The sequence below is a fragment of the Algirhabdus cladophorae genome (genome assembly GCF_044772865.1).
In the GTDB taxonomy this organism is placed as follows: domain Bacteria; phylum Pseudomonadota; class Alphaproteobacteria; order Rhodobacterales; family Rhodobacteraceae; genus Algirhabdus; species Algirhabdus cladophorae.
Window position 1 is genome coordinate 2,766,173 of sequence record NZ_CP173029.1, and the last position, 21,307, is coordinate 2,787,479.

General features: G+C 56.1%; 21 protein-coding genes. 5 read left to right on the forward strand and 16 right to left on the reverse strand.

The features are described 5' to 3' along the window. Positions 1-74 precede the first annotated feature (74 nt). The 4 genes from ACIRQ6_RS13355 to pdeM are packed head-to-tail and all read left to right on the forward strand — an operon-like array spanning position 75 to position 5,315. Positions 75-1,385: an ATPase gene (locus ACIRQ6_RS13355; protein ID WP_420861101.1), complete on the forward strand. Its 1,311-nt coding sequence runs from the start codon at positions 75-77 to the stop codon at positions 1,383-1,385. Further along, the gene (locus ACIRQ6_RS13360) at positions 1,343-2,170 is read left to right on the forward strand and encodes an NAD(P)-dependent oxidoreductase (RefSeq protein WP_420861102.1); all 828 of its coding nucleotides are present in this window, start codon (positions 1,343-1,345) and stop codon (positions 2,168-2,170) included. Before ACIRQ6_RS13355 ends, ACIRQ6_RS13360 begins: the two co-directional genes overlap by 43 nt. A 36-nt stretch (positions 2,171-2,206) precedes the next feature. Next, on the forward strand, positions 2,207-4,618 hold the full coding sequence (locus tag ACIRQ6_RS13365) for a ligase-associated DNA damage response DEXH box helicase (protein ID WP_420861103.1): 2,412 nt from the start codon (positions 2,207-2,209) through the stop codon (positions 4,616-4,618). A 31-nt stretch (positions 4,619-4,649) separates the two neighbouring features. Next, positions 4,650-5,315, forward strand: coding sequence for a ligase-associated DNA damage response endonuclease PdeM (gene pdeM / locus ACIRQ6_RS13370; protein ID WP_420861104.1), 666 nt, complete (start codon positions 4,650-4,652; stop codon positions 5,313-5,315). Here the strand turns inward: pdeM and folD are convergent. The 16 genes from folD to ruvC form a co-directional block, all read right to left on the reverse strand. Further along, the gene (folD, locus tag ACIRQ6_RS13375) at positions 5,312-6,202 is read right to left on the reverse strand and encodes a bifunctional methylenetetrahydrofolate dehydrogenase/methenyltetrahydrofolate cyclohydrolase FolD (protein ID WP_420860433.1); all 891 of its coding nucleotides are present in this window, start codon (positions 6,200-6,202) and stop codon (positions 5,312-5,314) included. The genes pdeM and folD overlap by 4 nt on opposite strands. Before the next feature lie 237 nt (positions 6,203-6,439). Then, complete coding sequence (locus ACIRQ6_RS13380; RefSeq protein WP_420860434.1) at positions 6,440-8,116, reverse strand: formate--tetrahydrofolate ligase; 1,677 nt, start codon at positions 8,114-8,116, stop codon at positions 6,440-6,442. Between the two features lie 144 nt (positions 8,117-8,260). Continuing rightward, positions 8,261-8,845 (reverse strand): MOSC domain-containing protein, encoded by a 585-nt coding sequence (locus tag ACIRQ6_RS13385; protein WP_420861105.1) that lies wholly within the window; start codon positions 8,843-8,845, stop codon positions 8,261-8,263. Positions 8,846-9,016: 171 nt separating this feature from the next. Continuing rightward, on the reverse strand, positions 9,017-10,942 hold the full coding sequence (gene ftsH, locus ACIRQ6_RS13390) for an ATP-dependent zinc metalloprotease FtsH (protein WP_420861106.1): 1,926 nt from the start codon (positions 10,940-10,942) through the stop codon (positions 9,017-9,019). A gap of 81 nt (positions 10,943-11,023) precedes the next feature. Further along, positions 11,024-12,313 carry a tRNA lysidine(34) synthetase TilS gene (gene tilS, locus ACIRQ6_RS13395; RefSeq protein WP_420861107.1) on the reverse strand — a complete coding sequence of 430 codons (1,290 nt, stop codon included), beginning with the start codon at positions 12,311-12,313 and terminating at the stop codon, positions 11,024-11,026. After that, positions 12,313-13,119, reverse strand: coding sequence for a tol-pal system protein YbgF (gene ybgF / locus ACIRQ6_RS13400; protein WP_420861108.1), 807 nt, complete (start codon positions 13,117-13,119; stop codon positions 12,313-12,315). The genes tilS and ybgF overlap by 1 nt, the downstream gene beginning before the upstream one ends. Before the next feature lies 1 nt (position 13,120). Then, a complete protein-coding gene (pal, locus tag ACIRQ6_RS13405) occupies positions 13,121-13,654 on the reverse strand; it encodes a peptidoglycan-associated lipoprotein Pal (RefSeq protein WP_420861109.1) in 534 nt (177 codons plus the stop codon). Positions 13,655-13,705: 51 nt separating this feature from the next. Beyond that, positions 13,706-15,019, reverse strand: a complete 1,314-nt coding sequence (tolB, locus tag ACIRQ6_RS13410) for a Tol-Pal system beta propeller repeat protein TolB (protein WP_420861110.1) — start codon at positions 15,017-15,019, stop codon at positions 13,706-13,708. Continuing rightward, on the reverse strand, positions 15,016-16,143 hold the full coding sequence (locus ACIRQ6_RS13415; RefSeq protein ID WP_420861111.1) for an energy transducer TonB: 1,128 nt from the start codon (positions 16,141-16,143) through the stop codon (positions 15,016-15,018). Before ACIRQ6_RS13415 ends, tolB begins: the two co-directional genes overlap by 4 nt. Positions 16,144-16,158: 15 nt before the next feature. Then, positions 16,159-16,638 carry a protein TolR gene (gene tolR, locus ACIRQ6_RS13420; protein WP_420861112.1) on the reverse strand — a complete coding sequence of 160 codons (480 nt, stop codon included), beginning with the start codon at positions 16,636-16,638 and terminating at the stop codon, positions 16,159-16,161. Position 16,639: 1 nt separating this feature from the next. Beyond that, positions 16,640-17,311, reverse strand: coding sequence for a protein TolQ (gene tolQ / locus ACIRQ6_RS13425; RefSeq protein ID WP_420861113.1), 672 nt, complete (start codon positions 17,309-17,311; stop codon positions 16,640-16,642). Between the two features lie 103 nt (positions 17,312-17,414). After that, entirely contained in the window at positions 17,415-17,813 is a 399-nt protein-coding gene (ybgC, locus tag ACIRQ6_RS13430) for a tol-pal system-associated acyl-CoA thioesterase (RefSeq protein ID WP_420861114.1), read from the reverse strand. Then, positions 17,810-18,433: a hypothetical protein gene (locus tag ACIRQ6_RS13435; RefSeq protein ID WP_420863908.1), complete on the reverse strand. Its 624-nt coding sequence runs from the start codon at positions 18,431-18,433 to the stop codon at positions 17,810-17,812. The genes ybgC and ACIRQ6_RS13435 overlap by 4 nt, the downstream gene beginning before the upstream one ends. Positions 18,434-18,470: 37 nt before the next feature. Next, complete coding sequence (ruvB, locus tag ACIRQ6_RS13440; RefSeq protein ID WP_420861115.1) at positions 18,471-19,490, reverse strand: Holliday junction branch migration DNA helicase RuvB; 1,020 nt, start codon at positions 19,488-19,490, stop codon at positions 18,471-18,473. A gap of 9 nt (positions 19,491-19,499) precedes the next feature. Next, a complete protein-coding gene (ruvA, locus tag ACIRQ6_RS13445) occupies positions 19,500-20,171 on the reverse strand; it encodes a Holliday junction branch migration protein RuvA (protein WP_420861116.1) in 672 nt (223 codons plus the stop codon). Beyond that, complete coding sequence (gene ruvC, locus ACIRQ6_RS13450) at positions 20,168-20,686, reverse strand: crossover junction endodeoxyribonuclease RuvC (RefSeq protein WP_420861117.1); 519 nt, start codon at positions 20,684-20,686, stop codon at positions 20,168-20,170. The genes ruvA and ruvC overlap by 4 nt, the downstream gene beginning before the upstream one ends. Before the next feature lie 368 nt (positions 20,687-21,054). On the opposite strand from ruvC, the gene ACIRQ6_RS13455 reads away from it, so the two are divergent. Then, on the forward strand, positions 21,055-21,249 hold the full coding sequence (locus ACIRQ6_RS13455) for a DUF1127 domain-containing protein (protein ID WP_420861118.1): 195 nt from the start codon (positions 21,055-21,057) through the stop codon (positions 21,247-21,249). The last annotated feature ends 58 nt before the right edge of the window (positions 21,250-21,307 follow it).

The window sequence follows — 21,307 nt, forward strand, 5'->3', positions numbered from 1 at the left end:
TTGTTTTTGTTGTTCCAAAGGGGGATTGCGCGTATGGTGTTGCAAAATAAAGCAGTTAAAAACAGGCAAAACCAATGAATATGGAAACCAGCGGCGTCGTGGCGCCGCCCGCCCCGCGTTCTATCGAACAAATGAAACTGCCGTTGGTGATGATGCGGGATATCCTGCTCAAAACCATGTTTAGGATGAACCTTGAACAGGTCACAGATCTGGCCGGGGCGATTTGCCTGCCCAATCAGGTGACGCAGGAATTGGTGGATATGGGCCGCGATCAAAACCTGATCGAGGCGACTGGTACCCTACATGCCACATCCAGCAATGAAATGGGCTATCAATTAACCGACGCGGGTAAGGCCCGGGCGCTCGATGCGCTGGCACAATCCGAGTATTTTGGCGCGATGCCTGTGCCGCTGGATGTCTACCGCGAGCAGGTGAAACGCCAGTCGATCCGCAACATTCAGATCACGCGCGATCAATTGACGGGCGCAATGGGCCATCTGGTTTTGCCCCCTGAATTGCTGGGAAATCTTGGGCCAGCGGTCAGTTCTGGCCGATCGATCCTGATGTATGGACCTCCCGGCAACGGTAAATCCTCGATCTCGAACGGGATCCGGGATGCACTGGGTGACAAAATTTATGTGCCCCGCGCGATTGAATACACCGGTCAGGTGATCACGGTTTATGACCCGATTGTGCATTCTGCGGCCGAGACGCAAAGCGATGATCCAAACTCGCTACGTCGTACAGGCAACCGTTATGACACGCGCTATGTGCGCTGCGAACGGCCAACTGTTATTACGGGCGGGGAACTGTCATTGGACATGCTCGATTTGGTTTATAACCCAACGGCGCGGACCTATCAGGCACCGTTGCAGTTGAAATCGACTGGCGGCGTGTTCATCGTGGATGACCTTGGTCGCCAAGCTGAACCACCGCAATCACTGGTCAACCGTTGGATCGTGCCCTTGGAAGAAAGCAAGGATATCCTTGCCCTGCAATCGGGTGAAAAGTTTGAGGTGCCTTTTGACACGCTCGTGATTTTCTCGACCAACTTCCACCCAAATGAAATCTTCGACAAGGCTGCGCTGCGCCGGATCTTCTTTAAGATCAAAATCGATGGCCCCTCGCAGGAGGACTTTCTCAAAATCTTTGCCCTTGTTGCACGCAAAAAGAAGATGCCATTGGATGAAAAGGCCCTGATCCATCTGCTGAAGGTAAAATACCCGACAATTGATAACATCTATGCCAACTACCAGCCGATCTTTTTGATCGACCAAATGATCGCGATTTGTGAATTTGAGGGGATCCCTTATCAGATGACGCCGGACCTGATTGACCGCGCATGGGCCAATATGTTCGTCAAAGAGGAAACCATCGTCCATTGATCTGCGTGGCGGGATGTGGCCGCATGGGGCTGCCGATGTTACGGTCCTTGCAGGAAGCTGGTCACGCAGCAGTCGGATTTGACGTCGTTGCTGTGGCAGATGATATTGTACTCGACCCAACAGCACTCAAAGATACTCGAACAGTGATATCGGTCGTCAGGGATGCAGATCAGACGGACGATCTGTTGTTTGGCGCGCAAGACCTTATCAGCAATGCGCCACATCTGGGCTGCGTAATCATTTCGTCCACCCTGTCACCGCGCTACATTCATGCCCTGCGCAAACGTTTGCCGGATCCGATTACGTTGATAGACGCGCCCATGTCCGGTGCCGCGATTGCCGCCCAGAACGGCACCCTATCTTTTATGTTAGGGGGCAGCACGACTGATCTGGACGCCGCCCAACCCATTTTTGCCGCCATGGGAAGCAGTTTTCACCGTATGGGGCCGCTTGGGGCTGGCATGCAGGCCAAAGTTTTGAACAACATTCTGGCAGCCGCCAATACAGTTCTGACCCGACAAGTCCTCGATTGGTCGGATGCAGCCGGCCTTAATGAGGCCAAAATGCTCGACCTTATCGCTGCGTCTTCTGGCCAAAACTGGCTGGCCAGCGGTTTTGAAAAGATCGAGTTTGCCCGCGATGGCTGGGCCGAAGACAACAGCATCGGTATCTTGACCAAAGACGTTTCCGCAGCCCTCGACAGTTTGCCCGCTGATACGGACCATTCCCTCCCAATCGCGCTGCGCGCGGCCCTGTTTAACCTAACGCCAAGGTCCAAAAACTAACTTCCCCTCAGCGCAGCTGACGCTAAGTTGCTGTAAATGACAGTGCTTCCTCAAAAAATCCAGGATTGGTTTTCCGGCAACGGCTGGTCCGTTCACCCGCATCAACAACAGATGTTGGAGTTGTCAAAAAACCCCTGCCAACTTTTAATTGCCCCAACCGGTGGCGGCAAAACGTTGGCTGGATTCTTGCCGACATTGGCCGAACTTGCGACAGGCGATCACAGGGGGTTGCACACGCTTTATGTCTCGCCCCTCAAGGCGCTGGCCGCGGATATTAAACGCAATTTGCGTACCCCCGTCGACGACATGGGACTTGATATACGGATCGAGGACCGCACGGGCGACACCAGTCAAACCTTGAAAAAACGCCAGCGCGTTGATCCACCTCATATCCTCTTGACCACGCCAGAATCCCTTGCCCTGCTGTGCAGCTATGAGGATGCGCCACGCATGTTCAAAGGACTGCAACGGGTCGTTGTCGATGAAATTCATGCACTGGCCGAAAGCAAACGTGGCGATCAGCTGATGCTGGCCTTGGCACGGCTGAATGTATTGTGCCCTGATTTACGTCGTGTGGGGCTCAGTGCTACGGTTGAAGATCCGAAATCCATCGCCCATTTCTTGGCGCGGCATCCAGACCCTTGCGACATCTTGCAAGCGGACCTCGGACCTGATCCGGACATTCAGATGCTTGTCACCGACGAGCCGCCGCCTTGGTCTGGTGGCGGGGCAAAATATGCCATTCCTGCTGTGCTGGACTTGATCAAACGGCACAAAACCACTCTCATTTTTCACAACACACGTGCCCAAGCTGAAATTTTCTTCCACAATCTTTGGCTCGCTAACGACGAAAGCCTTCCCGTAGGGATACACCACGGGTCCCTTGCGCGCGAACAACGCAATAAGGTGGAACAGGCCATGGTCGACGGCCAATTGCGGGCCATCGTCTGCACGGGCAGCTTGGATTTAGGCATCGATTGGGGCGACGTTGATTTGGTTGTCCAAGTGGGCGCCCCCAAAAACGTCAAGCGATTGGTCCAACGCATCGGGCGGGCAAACCACCGCTACAACGCCCCCTCCAAGGCCATCGTCATCCCTGCAAATCGGTTTGAAGTTATCGAATGCAAAGCCGCTCTTGAAGCCGTGAAAGCCCACACATTGGACGGCGATCCAAAGGGCGATGGCCCCCGCGATGTATTGTGTCAGCACATTCTGATCGCAGCCTGCGCAGGCCCGTTTCACGCCGACGAGCTTTACACCGAATTTACCTCAGCCGGGGCCTATGCCAATCTGGACCGCGCCCGATTTGACGATTGCCTGAATTTTTGCGCCACCGGCGGTTACGCATTGCGCGCCTATGATCAATGGCAACGGCTCAAACAACTGCCCGATCTGCGTTGGGTTTTGCGCGATCCGCGCGCCACACGTTTGATCCGCATGAACATTGGCACGATCATGGACACCGACACTCTGAAAGTTCGCCTGAAAAATCGGGGGGGCGGCAAACCATTAGGCGAGGTCGAGGAAGATTTCGCAGCCACGTTAACACCCGGCGATACGTTTTTGATCGGCGGCCAAATCGTGCGCTACGAAGGGCTGCGCGAAATGACCGTCGAGGTGACCCGCCGCGCCGACAAGAAACCGAAAATCGCCAGCTTCATGGGCACCCGATTTGCGACTTCGACCCAGCTCAGCCAGCGGTTATTGCAGATATTGCAACAGCAGGATTGGCCGGACCTGCCCGCACATACTCGCGATTGGTTGGCGCTACAGCGCGAAAAATCGGCTCTGCCCCATCCCGACCGTCTGCTCGTCGAAAGCTTTTCGATGGAAGATCGGTGCTACACAGTTGTCTACGGTTTTGCCGGCCGCAACGCTCAACAGACTTTGGGCCTATTGCTCACACAACGCATGGAAGAAGAACGGCTGAACCCCTTGGGATTTGTGGCGACAGATTACGCCACCATGATTTGGGGCCTGAACCCCGTTGAAAACGTGGCCCCCCTGTTTGACCCAAAGGATTTGCGCGACGGCTTGGACAAATGGCTGTCGGGAAACGCCGTCATGAAACGTACGTTCAAACAATCCGCCGTCATCGCAGGCCTGATCACGCGCAACACACTGGGGCACCGCAAATCCGGGCGCCAAGCGACGTTTTCCAGCGATATCCTCTATGACACATTGCTTAAATACGATCCTGATCACGTGCTGATGCAAATTACCCGCGAAGAAGCACAACGGGGGCTTGTTGATTTTGGCCGTATCGAGGAAATGATCCAGCGCATCCAAGGCCGCATTGACCACCTCAAATTACCCAAAGTCACGCCCTTTGCCGCCCCACTTTTCTTGGAAGTTGGCAAAGTCCCGGTAAAAGGCTTGGCAGAAGAACAGCTGCTGGCCCAAGAAACCGATCGCATGTTGGCCTTAGCAGGCATAAAAACCACTTGAAGTTTCGGTCGGTAAATATGATGAACAAATCATGAACGGTTGCGTTTTTCAATTTTCAGGGCATAGTCTTACTGCCCTCGGTAGCGGTGCACTATGGTGGGCAGACCGTAGGGTCTTGTGCGTCTCGGACCTTCATTTGGGAAAATCCGACCGGCTGGCACGCCGCGGTGGCCTCATGTTACCGCCATACGAAACACACGACACCCTTGCCCGTTTGGAAAACGCAATCGAGGCAACCAACCCGAAAACCGTCCTGTGTCTGGGAGATAGTTTCGATGATCGCGCAGCCGCTCTATCCTTAACCCAAGACGAATGCCTCTGGATTGCACGGTTGCAAGCCGGGCGTCGTTGGCTCTGGGTTGAAGGCAACCACGACCCCGGACCCCTTGATTTTGCGGGCAGCTTTATGGCGGAAGTTAGCATTGCCGGGCTTGCATTCCGCCACATAGCGCAAGCAGGGGCCGCCGCCGAAGTCTCAGGCCACTATCATCCAAAGGTCCAGATCAAGGCAGGCGGGCGCGCCTTGTCGCGCCCTGCTTTCTTGTTCAATGCCTCGCAGCTGATTATGCCCGCTTTTGGCACTTACACAGGCGGATTACGCAGCAGCGACCCGGCCCTGCAACAGATATTGGGCGCTGACATGCAGGCTATTTTGCTTGGAACACCACCGCGGCATGTTCCGAATCTCGCCCTCTAAGCGGTCAGTCCCTTTGGCTCTGGCAGGTTGTTTGCGCGGCAGGCAGCGGTGAGGGTGTTGGCCAGCAGGCAGGCGATGGTCATGGGACCAACGCCGCCGGGCACGGGTGTGATCGCACCGGCGCGGGCCGCACAGCTGTCGTAGTCCACATCGCCCACCAGCTTTTTCTTGCCGTCCCGCTCGATCCGGTTGATGCCCACATCAATCACAGTGGCGCCTTCTTTGATCCAGTCACCCGGCACCATTTCAGGCCGACCAACAGCGGCCACCACGATATCCGCACGGCCCACAACCTCCGCCAGATCTTTGGTCCGCGAATGGGCAATCGTCACTGTGCAACTGTCGCCCAACAACAGGTTCGCCATGGGCTTGCCCACAATGTTCGACCGGCCAATCACAACCGCATCCATCCCCGACAACGACCCATGATAGTCGCGCAGCATCATTAAACAGCCCAAAGGCGTGCACGGCACCATGGCCTTCTGTCCCGTGCCCAAAAGACCCACATTCGAGATATGGAACCCGTCCACATCCTTGGCCGGATCGATGGAATTGATCACCAAATCCTCGTCCAAATGGCCCGGCAACGGCAACTGACACAAAATCCCGTGGATCGTCGGATCGTTGTTGAGCTGATCAATCACCGCCAGCAAATCCGCCTCAGACGTGTCCGCCTCCAAACGATGCTCCACTGACTTCATGCCAACCTCAACCGTCATCTTACCCTTCGAGCGCACATAAACTTCCGAGGCCGGATCCGAACCCACCAAAACAACCGCCAAACCCGGCTGCAGATCATGAGCCTCTTTCAACGCCGCCACATGCTCGGCCACTTGACCCCGCACCTTGGCCGCAAAAGCCTTGCCGTCAATTACATCCGCAGCCATCTCGATCATCCCTTGTTTCTTTTTTCTTCAAATACTCAATCGCGCCCGAAGGGCGCTAACAGCGACCCCGTCAGGGGGCGCAAAACCTTAAACTTGACCCCGCAAGGCGGGCGCAAAACCTTATTATTCCCAAGCCGACACCTTGGTATATGGCACCCAGATTTTCGAGGGTGTGGGGCCCGCCTGTTTGCATCGCAAACAGGCGACACCCCACCAGGTTTGTTCTACTCCTAAGGACTAGAACAAACCCTCAATCTCTCCGTCGCTGTTCAACATGATCGCCTCGGCGGACGGCACGCGGGGCAGACCCGGCATCGTCATGATCTCGCCACAGACCACCACAACAAACCCGGCCCCAGCACTCAAGCGCACTTCGCGGATCGGCAGGCTGTGGCCCGTGGGCGCACCGCGCAGGTTCGGATCGGTCGAGAAGCTGTACTGCGTCTTGGCCATACAGACCGGCAAATTGCCGTAACCTGCCTCTTCCCACTGCCGCAGCTGGTCGCGGATCTTTTTATCCGCAAGCACCTCATCAGCGCGGTAAATGCGCTTGGCCACAGTCTCGATCTTGTCCATCAGGCTCAGATCATCGTCATACAAAGGCGCAAATTGCGAGGCACCGCTTTCGGCAATCTCGGCCACGCGGGTCGCCAGATCTTTGGTGCCTGCGCTGCCCAATTCCCAGTGACGACACAGGATCGCCTCCGAGCCTTGGCTGGCCACATAATCCTTCACAGCCTGCACTTCGGCGTCCGTGTCCGTGACAAAATGGTTGATCGCCACAACCACAGGTACCCCAAAGGATTTGACGTTCTCGATGTGACGCCCAAGGTTCGGACAGCCGTCCTGAACCGCTTGCACGTTCTCCGGACCCAAGTCCGCTTTGGCCACGCCACCGTTCATCTTCATCGCCCGAACCGTCGCCACGATCACCACGCAATCAGGCGCCAAACCCGCTTTGCGGCATTTGATGTTCATGAACTTCTCGGCGCCCAAATCCGCGCCAAAGCCCGCTTCCGTCACCACGTAATCCGCCAGTTTCAAAGCCGTGGTCGTGGCCACAACCGAGTTACAGCCGTGGGCGATATTGGCAAAAGGACCGCCGTGGACAAAGGCCGGGTTGTTCTCAAGTGTCTGCACAAGGTTCGGCTGCATAGCTTGTTGCAACAGCACCGTCATCGCCCCATCTGCCTTGATATCGCGGGCATAAATCGGGCTGCGATCGCGGCGGTAGGCCACGATGATCGCCCCCAGACGCGCCTTGAGATCGTCCAGATCATTGGCCAGACACAGGATCGCCATGACCTCCGAGGCCACCGTGATGTCAAAACCGGTTTGCCGTGGGAAGCCATTGGCCACGCCACCCAGAGACGTCACCGTGTCGCGCAACGCCCGGTCATTCATGTCCAAAACGCGCTTCCAGGTCACACGACGCTCGTCAATCTCCAGCTCGTTGCCCCAGTAAATATGGTTGTCGATCATCGCCGACAAAAGGTTATGCGCCGAAGTGATCGCGTGGAAATCGCCGGTAAAATGCAGGTTCATCTCTTCCATCGGCACGACCTGAGCATAGCCGCCACCAGCAGCCCCGCCCTTCATGCCAAAGCACGGACCAAGCGAGGCCTCACGGATACAAACAGCAGCCTTCTTGCCAATCGCATTCAAACCATCGCCCAAACCAACAGTCGTCGTCGTCTTGCCCTCACCCGCCGGCGTCGGATTGATCGCCGTGACCAAGATCAACTTGCCATCGTCCTTGCCACGCTGTGCCGCAATAAACTCAGCACTCACCTTCGCCTTGTCATGACCAAACGGCAACAAATCCGCCTCAGGAATACCCAACTTAGACCCAATAACCTGGATCCGCTCCTTAACAGCCCCACGCGCTATCTCAATATCACTCTTATATGTCATGAAAATTGTTCCCTTAATTTCACGGACCTTCATCTTTCGGTATACGAAAAGAGCCAGACCGCTCAAGCTGCGATTCCGACATTTTCAAAGGCTGCAACGTCGTTCGCCGCTCGGCGTGACGTCTATAGGAAACCACGGTGCCGTTTATGATGCAGGCTGCCAGACCCGTTGGTCAGGAATATGCAAGGTCACAACATCGCCCACTGCGATGTCTCCCTCACGTTCCACCCATGCCGTAACGCCGCGTTTATCCTTGGCAGCGGCTTTGAACTTTTTGCCCACGCCTGGCGCATCCGCCTCGATGTAAGGCCCTGGCAAAACACAGGGACGGTTTTCCATATCCACGGTTAGTGTAGCGCCAGAAGGCATTTGCAGGCGTGAAGACGGCGGAAGATGGGTGAAATCCGGCAAGCCGCTGATCACAATGGAGGCCCCGATCCATTGTGGATCAAACGTGGCCACACCGATCTTGTCCGCAACGGTTTGCATTTCTTCGGCTGACACGATGGAAAATTGACGTGTATTCCGAATAACAGTGTTGCGCGGATATTGCGTCAGAACGCGACTACAAGACGCGCGGGTTAGGCCACCGTGGTCTTCTGCCTCAAAACCCGCGAAACTTGCAAAGGCTTTGGCCACGGGCTGTGACAGCAAGCTGGCATCGCGATCTGGAACATGTCCAAGCCACGTAATTTTGCCAGTGAAATCGGTTTTTATCAAAGCGGGCATACCAGATCCTTTGGTGGTTTGGGCCAGTTTGGCAATTACAAAGGAAAGAGGCAATTCAAGCTTTGTGACATCTGATCTCCCAATTTATGAGACATTGGGCGCTGTCCCGAAACGCAAAAAAGCCCCCTGTTTTGCCAAACAAGGGGCCTTAATAATTTAATCAGCGGCAACTTAAGCTGTGGGTTCGGGTTCCATCCCACCGTCATCCGTTGCTTTTGGCTTTTTCGGCTTGGTTTTTGGGATCGCTGTCAGAGACGGCTTCTTAGGCGTGTCCGAGGCATTGCCATCGTCGTCATCGCTGGAATTGGGCGGCTCGCCTTTGATGACGCGCCCAATTTCCTCACCCGTGAGTGTTTCGAACTCAAGCAAGCCTTGAGCCAAGCGTTCAAATTCTTCCTGTTTGTCTGTCAGGATTTTGAATGCAGTCTCGTAGCCTTCATCAATAAAGCGTTTGACCTCTTCTTCGATCAGTTCCTTTGTGCTGGCCGAAACCGAGAAACCACCAGTGTTTCCCGAATAGCCTTCATGCGCCTCGGCATAGTCCACGTCGCCCACTTTGTCCGACATACCCCAACGCAGAACCATCGCGCGGGCCAAAGAAGAGGCCTGCTGGATGTCACCGGACGGACCGTTCGAGACATTGTCAGCACCATATTTGATGATCTCAGCGGCTTTACCAGCCATTGTCATTGCCAATTTCTGTTGGCATTCGGATTTGTGCCAATTCAGGCGATCGATTTCAGGCAGCGAGACCACCATGCCCAAGGCACCGCCACGGGGGATGATTGTCGCTTTGTAAACCGGGTCACATTTGGGCAGGTTGATGCCGACAATCGCATGGCCTGCTTCGTGGTACGCGGTCTTTTCCTTTTGATCCGCAGTCAGGACCATAGATCGGCGTTCTGCGCCCATCATGACCTTGTCTTTGGCGTTTTCGAAATCTTCCATGGTGACAAAACGGCGACCCACGCGGGCAGCCATCAATGCAGCCTCATTCACAAGGTTCGCCAGATCGGCACCGGAAAACCCGGGCGTGCCGCGGGCAATGATCCGCAGATCAACGTCGGGACCAAGAGGTGTTTTGCGCGCATGCACGCCCAATATCTTTTCGCGGCCTTTGATATCGGGGTTAGGCACCGTGACCTGACGGTCAAAACGGCCCGGACGCAACAAAGCAGGGTCCAGCACGTCACGACGGTTGGTCGCGGCGAGGATGATCACACCTTCGTTGGCCTCAAAACCGTCCATTTCAACCAGCAACTGGTTGAGAGTTTGTTCGCGTTCGTCGTTCCCACCGCCGTAGCCTGCGCCACGATGACGGCCTACGGCGTCGATCTCGTCGATAAAGACGATACACGGCGCGTTCTTTTTGGCTTGTTCGAACATGTCGCGGACACGGGATGCACCCACACCAACGAACATCTCAACAAAGTCAGACCCGGAGATAGTAAAGAACGGTACGCCAGCTTCGCCTGCGATGGCGCGGGCCAGCAGGGTTTTACCAGTACCCGGAGGGCCCACCAGCAGCGCGCCTTTGGGGATCTTACCGCCCAAACGACTGAATTTTTGCGGATTGCGCAGGAATTCAACGATTTCTTCCAGCTCTTCTTTGGCCTCATCAATGCCCGCCACGTCTTCGAACGTCACACGGCCATGCTTTTCTGTCAGCAGCTTGGCCTTTGACTTGCCAAAGCCCATGGCACCACCTTTACCGCCGCCTTGCATACGGTTCATGAAGTAGATCCAGACGCCGATCAGCAGCAAGAATGGCAGCAGCGACAGGATAAAGGTCTGCAGACCAGACTGTTCCTGCGCCTCGGCTGTGACGGTTACGCCTTTTTCGATCAGGAGATCGGTGACATTGGCGTCTGTAGGTTTGATGGTCACATAGGTGTTGCCATCGCTGCCACGGAAGCGGATTTGTTCGCCATCAAGTGTGACTTGATTGACCGTGCCATCGTCCACCGAGTTTACGAAATCGGAATAGGTGATGGATTGGCTTTGAAGGGTGTTTTGACCACCGCTGAACAAATTAAACAGTGCAAGGATGAGCAAAAACAGCACCACCCAAAACGCGACGTTTCTCGCATTGCCCAAGAGAGTTCTCCTTTGGAATCGGACCTGACGCCACAGCAGGGTGGCGTGTTGCACTATAAGATAGAGAGTATGACCATTAGTTCAATGCGAAACGAGGTAGGAATTGTACTGTGTGACGATCTGTGCCTGCCATTGGGGGTTAAATCCGGCCAAAGGGGCTGAAATCAGCTGATTGTCCTGCCAAATCGATGGGCCTGACATGAGGCTGGTGCGGGGAAGTCCGGTATCGCGCCAGTCACGACAGTCTTTGATGGCTTCGCCCAAGGCGCGAATTTCTGTATTTTTCAGGGTGGGCCCTGTGAGTTTCCAGCGCCCGTCCCAGATCTGATCCACTCGACATCGCGTGTCTTTAACCGTATTGCCTTCCCGCGAGACCACCAATCGCGGTTGGGTTTGGGGGCCGGAGTGACGGCTCACCACGCAACCATGCAGGGTCACACTGCTTTGATCGAACAAAGCAGCCTCCAGTTCATCAAGTGCAGATTGGCGCGGCGCATAGCCCTTGCCCGAGACAAAGCGCAATGCGGCCACTAACAACCGACGGTTTGTGTCCGTGGGTCTTGGACTTTTGCGTGGATCAGGAAGGATCACATCGCCAGCCGCCGTTACGTCCACGTCACGGGCGGCGTCCATCGCGTAAAATTCCAGCGCGGACTTTGCAGAACTTAGGTTTGTGCTGACCGTGCTGAGCGCTTGGGCCGTGATCCCCAAAGGTTCCAAAACCGCCAAAGCTTGCCGCATCTGAACGCGGGTAAAGCGAGGGTCATCATTGGAGGGGTCTTCGATCCACGTCACATTATGCCGGTCCAGATACGCGCGCAAATCTGCGCGGGATACCTGCCATAGGGGTCTTGTCCATTCCATGTCATGTCGTCGGAACATCGGATCCATCCCAGCCAGCCCATCCACGCCAGCTTTGCGCGCCAAACGGATCAAAAAATTCTCGGCGATATCGTCGCGGGTATGGCCCAACAATACGCGGGCTGTTCGCGTGCGTTTGGCCCAGTTGGCGATAAGGTGATAGCGTGCCTCACGCGCAAGAGCCTGGATATTTCCACTATCCGGGTGACCCGTCCAAACAAGCGTATCATGGGGGATGCCCCAATCCGCACAAATCCGCGAAACGAAGGCTGCTTCCTCTTTCGCCTCAGGGCGCAGGCCATGATCCACTGTGACGGCCCGCAGGGTCCATCCCATGTGATCGCGCAAAGTACAGGCCAGATGCAGCAAAGCCATAGAATCCCCGCCACCGGACACTGCAACCCCAATGGATTTGCTGGCGGACTGCCCCCAATCCGCCCCCACATGGAACAGAAATCCAGAATCTGTATCTGGATGTTGTGCCAGCCAGTCCAGATCTGGCGTTGCCATCAGCTACAGCCTAAGTTTTGCCGCGCTGATTGGGCTGGAAGGACAAATTCGGAGGCCGCAAAGCGATTACCAACCTCGGCCAAAGTCACGCAGGCCTCGCTGGTCTGGCCCAAATCGCCCAAAGCTGTGCCAAGGCTATACAGGGCCTCCGGCGCGAAAGGCCCGTCAGGAGATTGCGAAAACGCATCCAGATAAGCACGCGCTGCTGGGGCCATTTGACCCAACCCAGCCTGCGCATTGCCCAAAAGCAAGCTCGCCTCGATGGAATAAGGCCCGCCCGGATAGGCCTCGTTGAATTGGGCAAGGCGATTGGCCGCCGTTTGGTAATCATTTGCCTCTAGGGCCGTTTTGGCGGCATTGAAATCCGCCTCTTCACCTACAGCCACTTGAACTTGCGGCGTCTCAGGCTGGGGCTGTGGTGCCGGAACAGGTGCCACGGTGCCGCCACCCAAAACGCTGGTTTCAGGCAAGGTGCCGATATCGCAGGCCGGATCCAATTCGCACAACCGAAATTCAAGGTCGCCCACACGGTTGGTGCCGTCTTTGACCACGGATTTGATCCTGAAATCCAACTCTTCTGTCTTGGCGGTGAGGCGCTGCAATGCAGCCTCCATCGCGTTCAACCGATCCAAAGTCGCGGCATCCCCAGCCAAGGGGTTAGAGCTGCCCGTGGCGGTCAGTTCCTTTTGCAACTGGGCGATCATTGCCCCTAATTGGCTTACTTCTGCCCGCACGTCTGCAAGGGTTTCTGCCCCTGCAGTCATCGGAGCCAAACCAAGGGCGATGCCAAGGATCAAACCGCGCATGTTAGGATAGCCCACCGGCGCTGATGATGGTCACAGCACGACGGTTTTGCGAATAGCAGCTTTCGGTGGAACAGGCCGCAAGCGGGCGTTCTTTGCCATAAGTCAGCGTGCGCATACGGTTGTCGGCGACACCTTTGGACAACAGATACTCACGCACAGCGTTCGAGCGACGCGCGCCCAAAGCAAGGTTGTGTTCACGCGTACCCTGCTCATCTGCGTGGCCTTCGATTACAGCCAAATAGGCGGGGTTCGCCATCAACCAGTTGGCTTGGCCATCCAAGATTGCAGCGCCCTCAGTCGAAATCGTGTGCTGATCAACTGCAAACAAAACGCGGTTGCCCACAGTCTGATTGAAATACTCGGGACTGGTCGGGTTCAACGCGCCTTGGCTGATATCGCCCGCACCATTAAGCCCGCCGTTCAGACCAGCAGCACCGTTATTTATATCGCTTCCGCCAGCAAAGCGGTCTGGATTGGTACAAGCCGCTGTCAGCACAAGGGCCCCAGCCGCCAAAATTTTGAATACATTGCTCATGTCGATTTTCCTCGGAGACGTTTTTATAATTATTGGCCCAAAAGTAGCAGATTATTTCTGCAAAGGCGACCATGACGGGTCAGACGCAGGGGTTTGTGTCTTGAGCTTGCGCAAGTTCCTGCCGGATATATCCACAGAATAGAGCGCAGGCGCACCATTGGCCCCTTGGGTTTCACGGGTAAACATAATTACACGGCCATTGGGTGACCATGTGGGCCCCTCATCTAGGAACGAGGCCGTCAGCAACCGTTCCTGACTGCCATCCAATCGCATCACACCAATATGAAACCGGCCATTTGATTGCTTGGTAAAGGCCAACAAATCCCCGCGGGGCGACCAAACCGGCGTGCCATACCGCCCGGTCCCAAAGGAAATGCGCGTGGCCTCACCGCCACCTGCAGGCATCACATAGAGTTGCTGCGTGCCGCTCCGGTCGCTTTCAAAAACAATCTGAGTGCCATCGGGCGAATAACTGGGCGCTGTATCAATTGCCGGGGAACTGGTCAGGCGGGTACGTGCACCGCTGGTAATGTCCATGGCATAAATATCTGTGTTGCCACCCGCCGTCAGCGAAAAGACAACCCGCTGGCCATTGGGCGAAAATCGGGGCGCAAAACTCATAGTCCCCTCAGGTACATCCAAGGCCCGCCTACCCACATTTGCAACGTCCAACACATAGATGCGCGGAAAGCCGGTCTCATAACTGGTATAGAGAACCCGGTCCCCCGTGGGCGAAAAACGTGGCGCCAAAACGATGGCCGAGCTGTCGGTCAAATATTGCACATTCGCCCCATCATAATCCATCACAGCAAGGCGTTTGGCGCGATTGTCCTTAGGGCCGGTTTCGCTGACAAAAACGACGCGGCTGTCGAAATACCGATCCTCGCCAGTGATCCGGTGATAGACTTCATCGGCCACTTTGTGGGCCATGCGCCGCCAGCCCTGACTGGTTCCCGCAAATTGTAACCCTGTACCCAACTCCCCGCCGGCAAACACATCATAAAGGCGAAATTTCACCGCCAGTTGACCGTTGGCATCAACGCTTACGGCGCCACTGATCAAGGCCTGCGCATTGATGGCCCGCCAATCAGCAAACTGAACTGGGGCTGCAAAACTCGACAGGGTCGAGATAAACGCATCCGCGCCGATTTGACGAAAAAGCCCCGTTCCAACCAAATCTTGCGCAACAACAGCGGCGATATTTTGGGCCAATTCTGCAGCTTGGGCGTTTTCAGCCTCAAACGCAGGGGCCGCAAACGGCAACGGCTCTATGACACCTTCGTCGATGGTCAGACGCAGGGGTTGTTGGGCCTGCAGCGGCAACACACAAATCAATAGGGCCAAAACGGCCAGAACACTCTTCATTTGATCCTCATCCTTTCGGGATTGAAGGTAATCTCTATTTCTTTCCACTGCTCGTATTTTTCAACAGGCAAGCCATATCCGCGCGCTCCACAGCGAAGAACCGCCCGTCTGGCTGCATCAAAGGCCCGTTGAACTGCATCGCCCGAACCACCCTCAGACGTGATCAGGCGAATGGACCCTGCAGCGGGTTTTGCATCTTGAGCCATAGAAAACCCAATCGTTACTGTGACATTCAACGCATCTGTCGACAGCGATCCGACATTCCAACAATTGCCAACTGCCACGACCAAGGCATCCTTTTCACCACGCGTCAGCGGCGGGCCTGTTGGCGCTTGGGGTTCTGCCTCAACCGCGCCTTCAAGCGCCTGTTGCAGCGCAGAGGCCACAGAGGTGTCATCCGTCGGTGTTTGCTGCGGCGCGGGCTGGGTCGTTGGTTCAGCCGAAGCCGCCCGCACTGGGCGCGTCTTGGGCCTGAGGGAGGTCTGCGGCGCACCGGATGGGGTTTCGGCCTCCGTCACGATCTCGGTTGCGGCTTCTTCCGGGGCGGCGGCGTCTTGCGTCTCGGCCGTTTCTGTCCCGTTCGCATCTTCGGTAATAGCCTCTTGCACCTGAGGGGCCACCGGCAGATCCGGGGCACTGGGGGCCACAGGTTCCGGCGCGATCCTATCGGATGGGCGGGCCTTGGGGCGAACAGATGTTTCGGGCAGCAAAATCGCCTGCTCAGAGGACACTGGCGGCGCGGGATCTTGTGGCGCATCAGGCGCCACTTCGGTTTGCGGCAATGGCTCTATTTGGCTGGTATCGGGCGCAGGATCAGGATCGCTCGGCGGTTCTTGTGGCGGAGTTGGCGCCTCAGCCACGGGATCTTCCGGTGCAGGGGGTTGTGGGTCAGGCACAGGGTCAGGCGCTGCGGGCGGCTCCACCACTGGGGCTGGTTCCACGACCGGGGCCTCCGCTGCTGGCGGCATAAGGGCTGCAAATTCCTCACCAGAAATGATCGATACTTCCACATCATCAAAGGGCAAAGGCTCGGCCGAGAACACCGGGCCCAGCACAAGCCAGCCCAGAACACCTGCGTGCCCCAGACCAGAAATCAGCATCCCTATATTTGGACGATGTGCCACCCAGCGCGCCCCCGCTTACTGCCCGTCCAGCGTCGGGCCGCCAATGTCTGTCACCAGTCCAATATTGGCAAAACCACCCGCGTTCAGCGCACCCATGACCTGCACCACACGTTCATATGGAATGGCCCCATCCGCGCGCAGAAAGACTTTGTCATCGGCCCGTTCTGCCGCAATAGCCCGCAGTTTGGGGATCAAATCGGCATCAGCTGTTTGCGTCGTTTGGATCAAAAGCTGACCCTCGACTGTTAACGTCACGGTCAACGGCTCTTCTTGGTCCGCACTTAGGGCACCCGCCGCGGTTTTGGGCAATTCAACCGGTACCCCAACTGTCAGCAACGGGGCCGCCACCATAAAGATGATCAACAGCACCAACATCACATCCACAAAAGGTGTCACATTGATCTCTGCCATAGGCTGCGCATGGCCACGCCGTCTGCGCCGCCCGCCTTGGGTCCGCCCGCCGCCACCTTGGGATTTGACTACACCTGCGCCCATGTCAGCTGTCCAACTGGCGGCTCAGGATCGTGGCAAATTCGTCTGCAAAGGCCTCATAGCCCCCAACAATCCGGTCACTGTCGGCGCTGAGCTTATTGTAGAAAATCACCGCAGGGATCGCCGCCAAAAGGCCCAACCCCGTAGCCAGCAACGCCTCTGCGATCCCGGGGGCCACGACAGCCAAATTGGTGTTTTGCTGTTCAGCAATCTCGATAAACGCATTCATAATGCCCCAAACCGTGCCAAACAGCCCGACAAACGGCGCGGTTGACCCAACCGTCGCCAAAACCGGCAGGCCCTTTTGCAGGCTTTCAGCCTCTTTGGCGATGGCCACATCCATGGAACGGTCAATGCGGCTCTGGGCACCAGCGATCAACCCCCCATCTGTCCGGTGCGAACGCCGCCATTCCATCATCCCAGAGGCAAAGATCTTTTCCGAACTGCCACCGGGTTGCATTCCAATTTGATCAAAAAGCGCATCCAAAGGCTCGCCAGACCAAAACTGCTGGTCAAACACCTGCGCCTCGGCGCGGGCCTTGCGATATTGGATCAATTTTTGGACGATGATCGACCATGCCCAAAACGAGGCAACAATCAACATCACCATGACAAGTTTCACAGTGATCGTTGCGCGCGCAAAAAGCGCCCACATAGAGAAATCTACAGCTTCCATTATACCTGCTCACGTCTTTTGCGGCTGTTGTTCAGCACTAATTAAGCCAAGGCTAGCCCAATTTCAGGGGGAATACTACGATTTCCTTACCCCATGCCGCGCCTCACGAATGCGTTTGCGGCAGGTTTCGGCGGATCATCGCTGGCAATCGGGTCGGTTGCCCGTTGGCACCAATACATACAACAGTGACCTGTGCTGCGAAAATCTTTTGATCGCCACGCCACACGTCTTGTTCAAATACAACCCGTGCCGCAGTCATAGCGCCGATGCGCGTGCGCACTTGCAACTGATCATCATAAAGGGCCGCAGCGATATAATCTGCCTCCACACGGCGCACCGCAAAGACCACACCCGCCTCTTTCATCTGCCGCTGATCAATCCCCATGTCGCGCACCATCTCGGACCGGGCGCGTTCGATAAATTTCAGATAGTTGGCGTAATAGACAATCCCACCAAAATCCGTGTCCTCATAATACACCCGCAGATCAAAGAGATGGCTCATGAGACCTGTAACCTTGCAAACAGCCGCAACGCATGGCTGGCATCATGGGCCACCACCGGCAAAACAGGATCATAGGCCGCCGCGATCACGGCCCCCACTTCAGGTTTCATCACCACACGCCCATCCGGCAGTCGCGCCATGGGCGAGCCACCCAAAAATGCCTCATCTGACCACAAAATAATCGATTGGATCATCTGCCCCAGCGCCAATGTGTCTGCAGGCACCTTGCGCATGGCCTCGTCCATGCGAATGAACACGAAACAGGCCTTGATCCCACCGTCCTCATCAAACCGGAACACGCGGTACTGATTGGCATCCGCCGCCTGCAATCGGGCCACCAAAGGCTCTAGATCAGGCACCAATCGGTCCAAGTTCGGCACCTCCGGCAATTCAGCCCAATCGGTACAGAAAAACACCATCAGATTTGCACCGAGTTCCGGATCCGTCTCCGCCATCTTATGACCCGCCAAGGTCACAACAGCCTCACAGGCCCCCTTGATCACAGCCAAGGTTTCATCCGCCACACCAAACACCACGGGAACAATCGGCCGCCCCCAGCGGGCAAACACATACGCCCCATCGGATCTGGTAAAATAGGCCTGCACTTGCGCGGGCGTTATGGTTTCTTTTTTCCCCAAATACTCAAACCCCGCGGCTTCACCCAAACATATCCGTTTGACCCTTCGGGGCTGGCATCCCCAAATGATCCCAGGCCTTTTGCGCCAACATCCGGCCACGTGGCGTGCGCTGGATCAGACCTTGCTGCAGCAAATAAGGCTCAATCACCTCTTCCAGCGCATCGCGGCTTTCAGACAAGGCCGCTGACATGGTCTCGATCCCCACAGGACCCCCCGCGTAGTTTTCCGCGATCAGTCGCAGATACCGTCGGTCAGCGCCATCTAACCCCAAGTGATCGACCCCCAGCCGCGTCAAAGCATGATCAGCGACCTGCTGATTGACCGTCCCATCGCCTTCCACAATCGCAAAATCCACCACACGGCGCAGCAAACGGCCAGCAATACGCGGCGTGCCTCGGGCGCGTTTGGCAATCTCGCGAGCCCCATCATCTGTGGCCGGGGCCCCCATCAACCGGGCGCCACGGGTCACAATCTGGTGCAACTCATCAATGGTATAAAACTGTAAACGGGTCGGAATTCCGAACCGATCCCGCAAAGGCGTGGTCAAAAGGCCCAGCCGTGTTGTTGCTCCAACCAAAGTGAAAGGCTGTAGCTCGATCCGTACCGTGCGCGCCGCAGGGCCTTCGCCGATAACCAAATCCAACTCGAAATCTTCCAGCGCGGGATAGAGCACTTCTTCCACTGCCGGGTTCAACCGATGGATCTCGTCAATAAACAACACATCGCGGGCTTCCAGATTGGTCAGGATCGCTGCCAAATCGCCTGCCTTGGCCAAAACAGGCCCGCTGGTCATGCGAAAATTCACACCCAACTCACGCGACATGATCTGCGCCAAAGTGGTTTTGCCCAAACCGGGGGGGCCATGAAATAACGTGTGGTCCATAGCCACGCCACGTTGCTTTGCGGACTGAATAAAGACTTTGAGGTTCGCCCGTGCTTCGCGCTGACCAATAAACTCGTCCAAGCTTTGCGGACGCAAAGCGCGGTCATTGTCTTCAGCTTGGCGCTCGGGGCGCAAAGTGGGGTCGGGCTCGGACATGATCCCCTGTTATCCTTTGGGGGCCAGCAGTTTCAAGGCCGCCTTGATCAGATCAGATGTGCCCGCACCCCCTTGAGTGCCCGCCGCCTCGGCCACAGCCGACGCTGCCTCCGACGGGGCGTAGCCTAAGTTGGACAATGCAGACAGGGCCTCGGATTGCGCCGCCGCGTTGCCTGTTGGTGCCACGGGTTTGGCCACATCGATAACCTCAATGACTTCTTCAACCGAAGGTGCACCATTGTCCAATGCCGCTCCAAGGCTGCCGCCCATGGCCATCACTGCGGGCGCTTTGTCCTTAAGTTCGATCACCACGCGCTGCGCTGTTTTTGGTCCCACGCCTTTTGCCGCTTTGATGGCGGTCACATCGCCCAGTGCCACAGCCCGGCTGACACCCTCTGCACCCAGCGCACCCAAGATCGCCATGCTGGCTTTGGCCCCAATGCCCTGAACCGACATCAACAACCGATGCCATTCCTTTTCCACGAGCGAGGTAAAGCCAAAGAGTTGCAAAAGATCCTCGCGCACCAGTAAATCTGTGTAGAGCGCGACGGCCTCACCCACCCCCGGCATCGCGGCAAGGGTCCGATCCGAACAATAGACGATATACCCCACACCGCGCACATCGATCATCACGTGATCCATGCCGCGATAGTCAAGGCGCCCTGAAAGCTTACCAATCATGCGGTTGCCGCCAAATCTGCTTGGGCCAAAGCCGCCGTGAGGCGATTGTCAGCCCCGCCGTGATGAGCATGGCAAATCGCAATAGCCAAGGCATCCGCAGCATCCGGCCCCGCAATCTGCACCCCGGGCAATTGCAGGCGGACCATGTGATCCACTTGCTTTTTATCCGCGTGACCCACGCCAACGACTGTCTTTTTGACCTTGTTGGGGGCGTATTCGCCAATCCGTAGCCCTGCTTGGGCCGGAACCAGCATCGCAATCCCACGGGCCTGGCCCAGTTTAAGGGTGCCCGCACCGTCTTTGTTCACAAAAGTCTGTTCGACTGCAGCGGTTTGCGGGTCAAATTCGGCAACAACGGCGTTTAATTGTTCAAACAGGGACAAAAGCCGCGCCGCCAGATCATCACCTTTGGAGATGCATACGCCATTGCCAACATGGCTCAGGCGTGGGCCATCCACGTCAATAACCCCCCAACCCATATTCCGCAGTCCCGGATCAATGCCCAACACTCGCATGGCGTGCCCCTTTTTCTTTCTTTTTCGTTAAGAAAAGCCCTAGCACGAAAGGGGAACATCTACCAAGCCCAAAGCGAACGTTAAAAGTTGAGACATTTTTGCAGCAGGGGAAATTCCGGCAAAATCTTGCAAAAATCCAACAGCGCCAAAACGCCGCCAAAAAGCGTCAATAAACTGCTTAAAAACGACGCAAACTGATAAATTTTCCGTTTAATTTCAATTTCTTGCCGCACTTGCAAAGATATGCGTTTTTTGCAACCCACCTATGCCAAAATGGGGACTGGAAAGACTCAATTGCCCAGACTACCTGCCCCTTACAAACGAAAACCAGCGCAGCGATTTGCGCCCCGATCATAAGGACCAGTCCCATGGCTGCATTCGACACTTCCCGCCCAATGACCAACGCTGCAGGCGTCGGTTCTTTCTCTAAATTCATCGCCTCCACAGTTGGCGCCGTTGCCGCTTGGAATGACAGACGCGTCACACGTAACGCATTGGACAAACTGTCCGATCGTGAACTGGAAGATATCGGCCTGTGCCGCGGCGATCTGGAAAACGTTTAAAACGTTAACCACCTTCGACCAAAATAGAATGGCCGCGCTTTTTTAAGCGCGGCCTTTT

Coding starts and splice junctions, on each gene's coding strand:
- ACIRQ6_RS13355 (WP_420861101.1), top strand. CDS start 75: ATGAATATGGAAACCAGCGGCGTCGTGGCGCCGCCCGCCCCGCGTTCT.
- ACIRQ6_RS13360 (WP_420861102.1), top strand. CDS start 1,343: ATGGGCCAATATGTTCGTCAAAGAGGAAACCATCGTCCATTGATCTGC.
- ACIRQ6_RS13365 (WP_420861103.1), top strand. CDS start 2,207: ATGACAGTGCTTCCTCAAAAAATCCAGGATTGGTTTTCCGGCAACGGC.
- pdeM (WP_420861104.1), top strand. CDS start 4,650: ATGAACGGTTGCGTTTTTCAATTTTCAGGGCATAGTCTTACTGCCCTC.
- folD (WP_420860433.1), bottom strand. CDS start 6,202: ATGGCTGCGGATGTAATTGACGGCAAGGCTTTTGCGGCCAAGGTGCGG.
- ACIRQ6_RS13380 (WP_420860434.1), bottom strand. CDS start 8,116: ATGACATATAAGAGTGATATTGAGATAGCGCGTGGGGCTGTTAAGGAG.
- ACIRQ6_RS13385 (WP_420861105.1), bottom strand. CDS start 8,845: ATGCCCGCTTTGATAAAAACCGATTTCACTGGCAAAATTACGTGGCTT.
- tilS (WP_420861107.1), bottom strand. CDS start 12,313: ATGGCAACGCCAGATCTGGACTGGCTGGCACAACATCCAGATACAGAT.
- ybgF (WP_420861108.1), bottom strand. CDS start 13,119: ATGCGCGGTTTGATCCTTGGCATCGCCCTTGGTTTGGCTCCGATGACT.
- pal (WP_420861109.1), bottom strand. CDS start 13,654: ATGAGCAATGTATTCAAAATTTTGGCGGCTGGGGCCCTTGTGCTGACA.
- tolB (WP_420861110.1), bottom strand. CDS start 15,019: ATGAAGAGTGTTCTGGCCGTTTTGGCCCTATTGATTTGTGTGTTGCCG.
- tolR (WP_420861112.1), bottom strand. CDS start 16,638: ATGGGCGCAGGTGTAGTCAAATCCCAAGGTGGCGGCGGGCGGACCCAA.
- tolQ (WP_420861113.1), bottom strand. CDS start 17,311: ATGGAAGCTGTAGATTTCTCTATGTGGGCGCTTTTTGCGCGCGCAACG.
- ybgC (WP_420861114.1), bottom strand. CDS start 17,813: ATGAGCCATCTCTTTGATCTGCGGGTGTATTATGAGGACACGGATTTT.
- ruvB (WP_420861115.1), bottom strand. CDS start 19,490: ATGTCCGAGCCCGACCCCACTTTGCGCCCCGAGCGCCAAGCTGAAGAC.
- ruvA (WP_420861116.1), bottom strand. CDS start 20,171: ATGATTGGTAAGCTTTCAGGGCGCCTTGACTATCGCGGCATGGATCAC.
- ruvC (WP_420861117.1), bottom strand. CDS start 20,686: ATGCGAGTGTTGGGCATTGATCCGGGACTGCGGAATATGGGTTGGGGG.
- ACIRQ6_RS13455 (WP_420861118.1), top strand. CDS start 21,055: ATGGCTGCATTCGACACTTCCCGCCCAATGACCAACGCTGCAGGCGTC.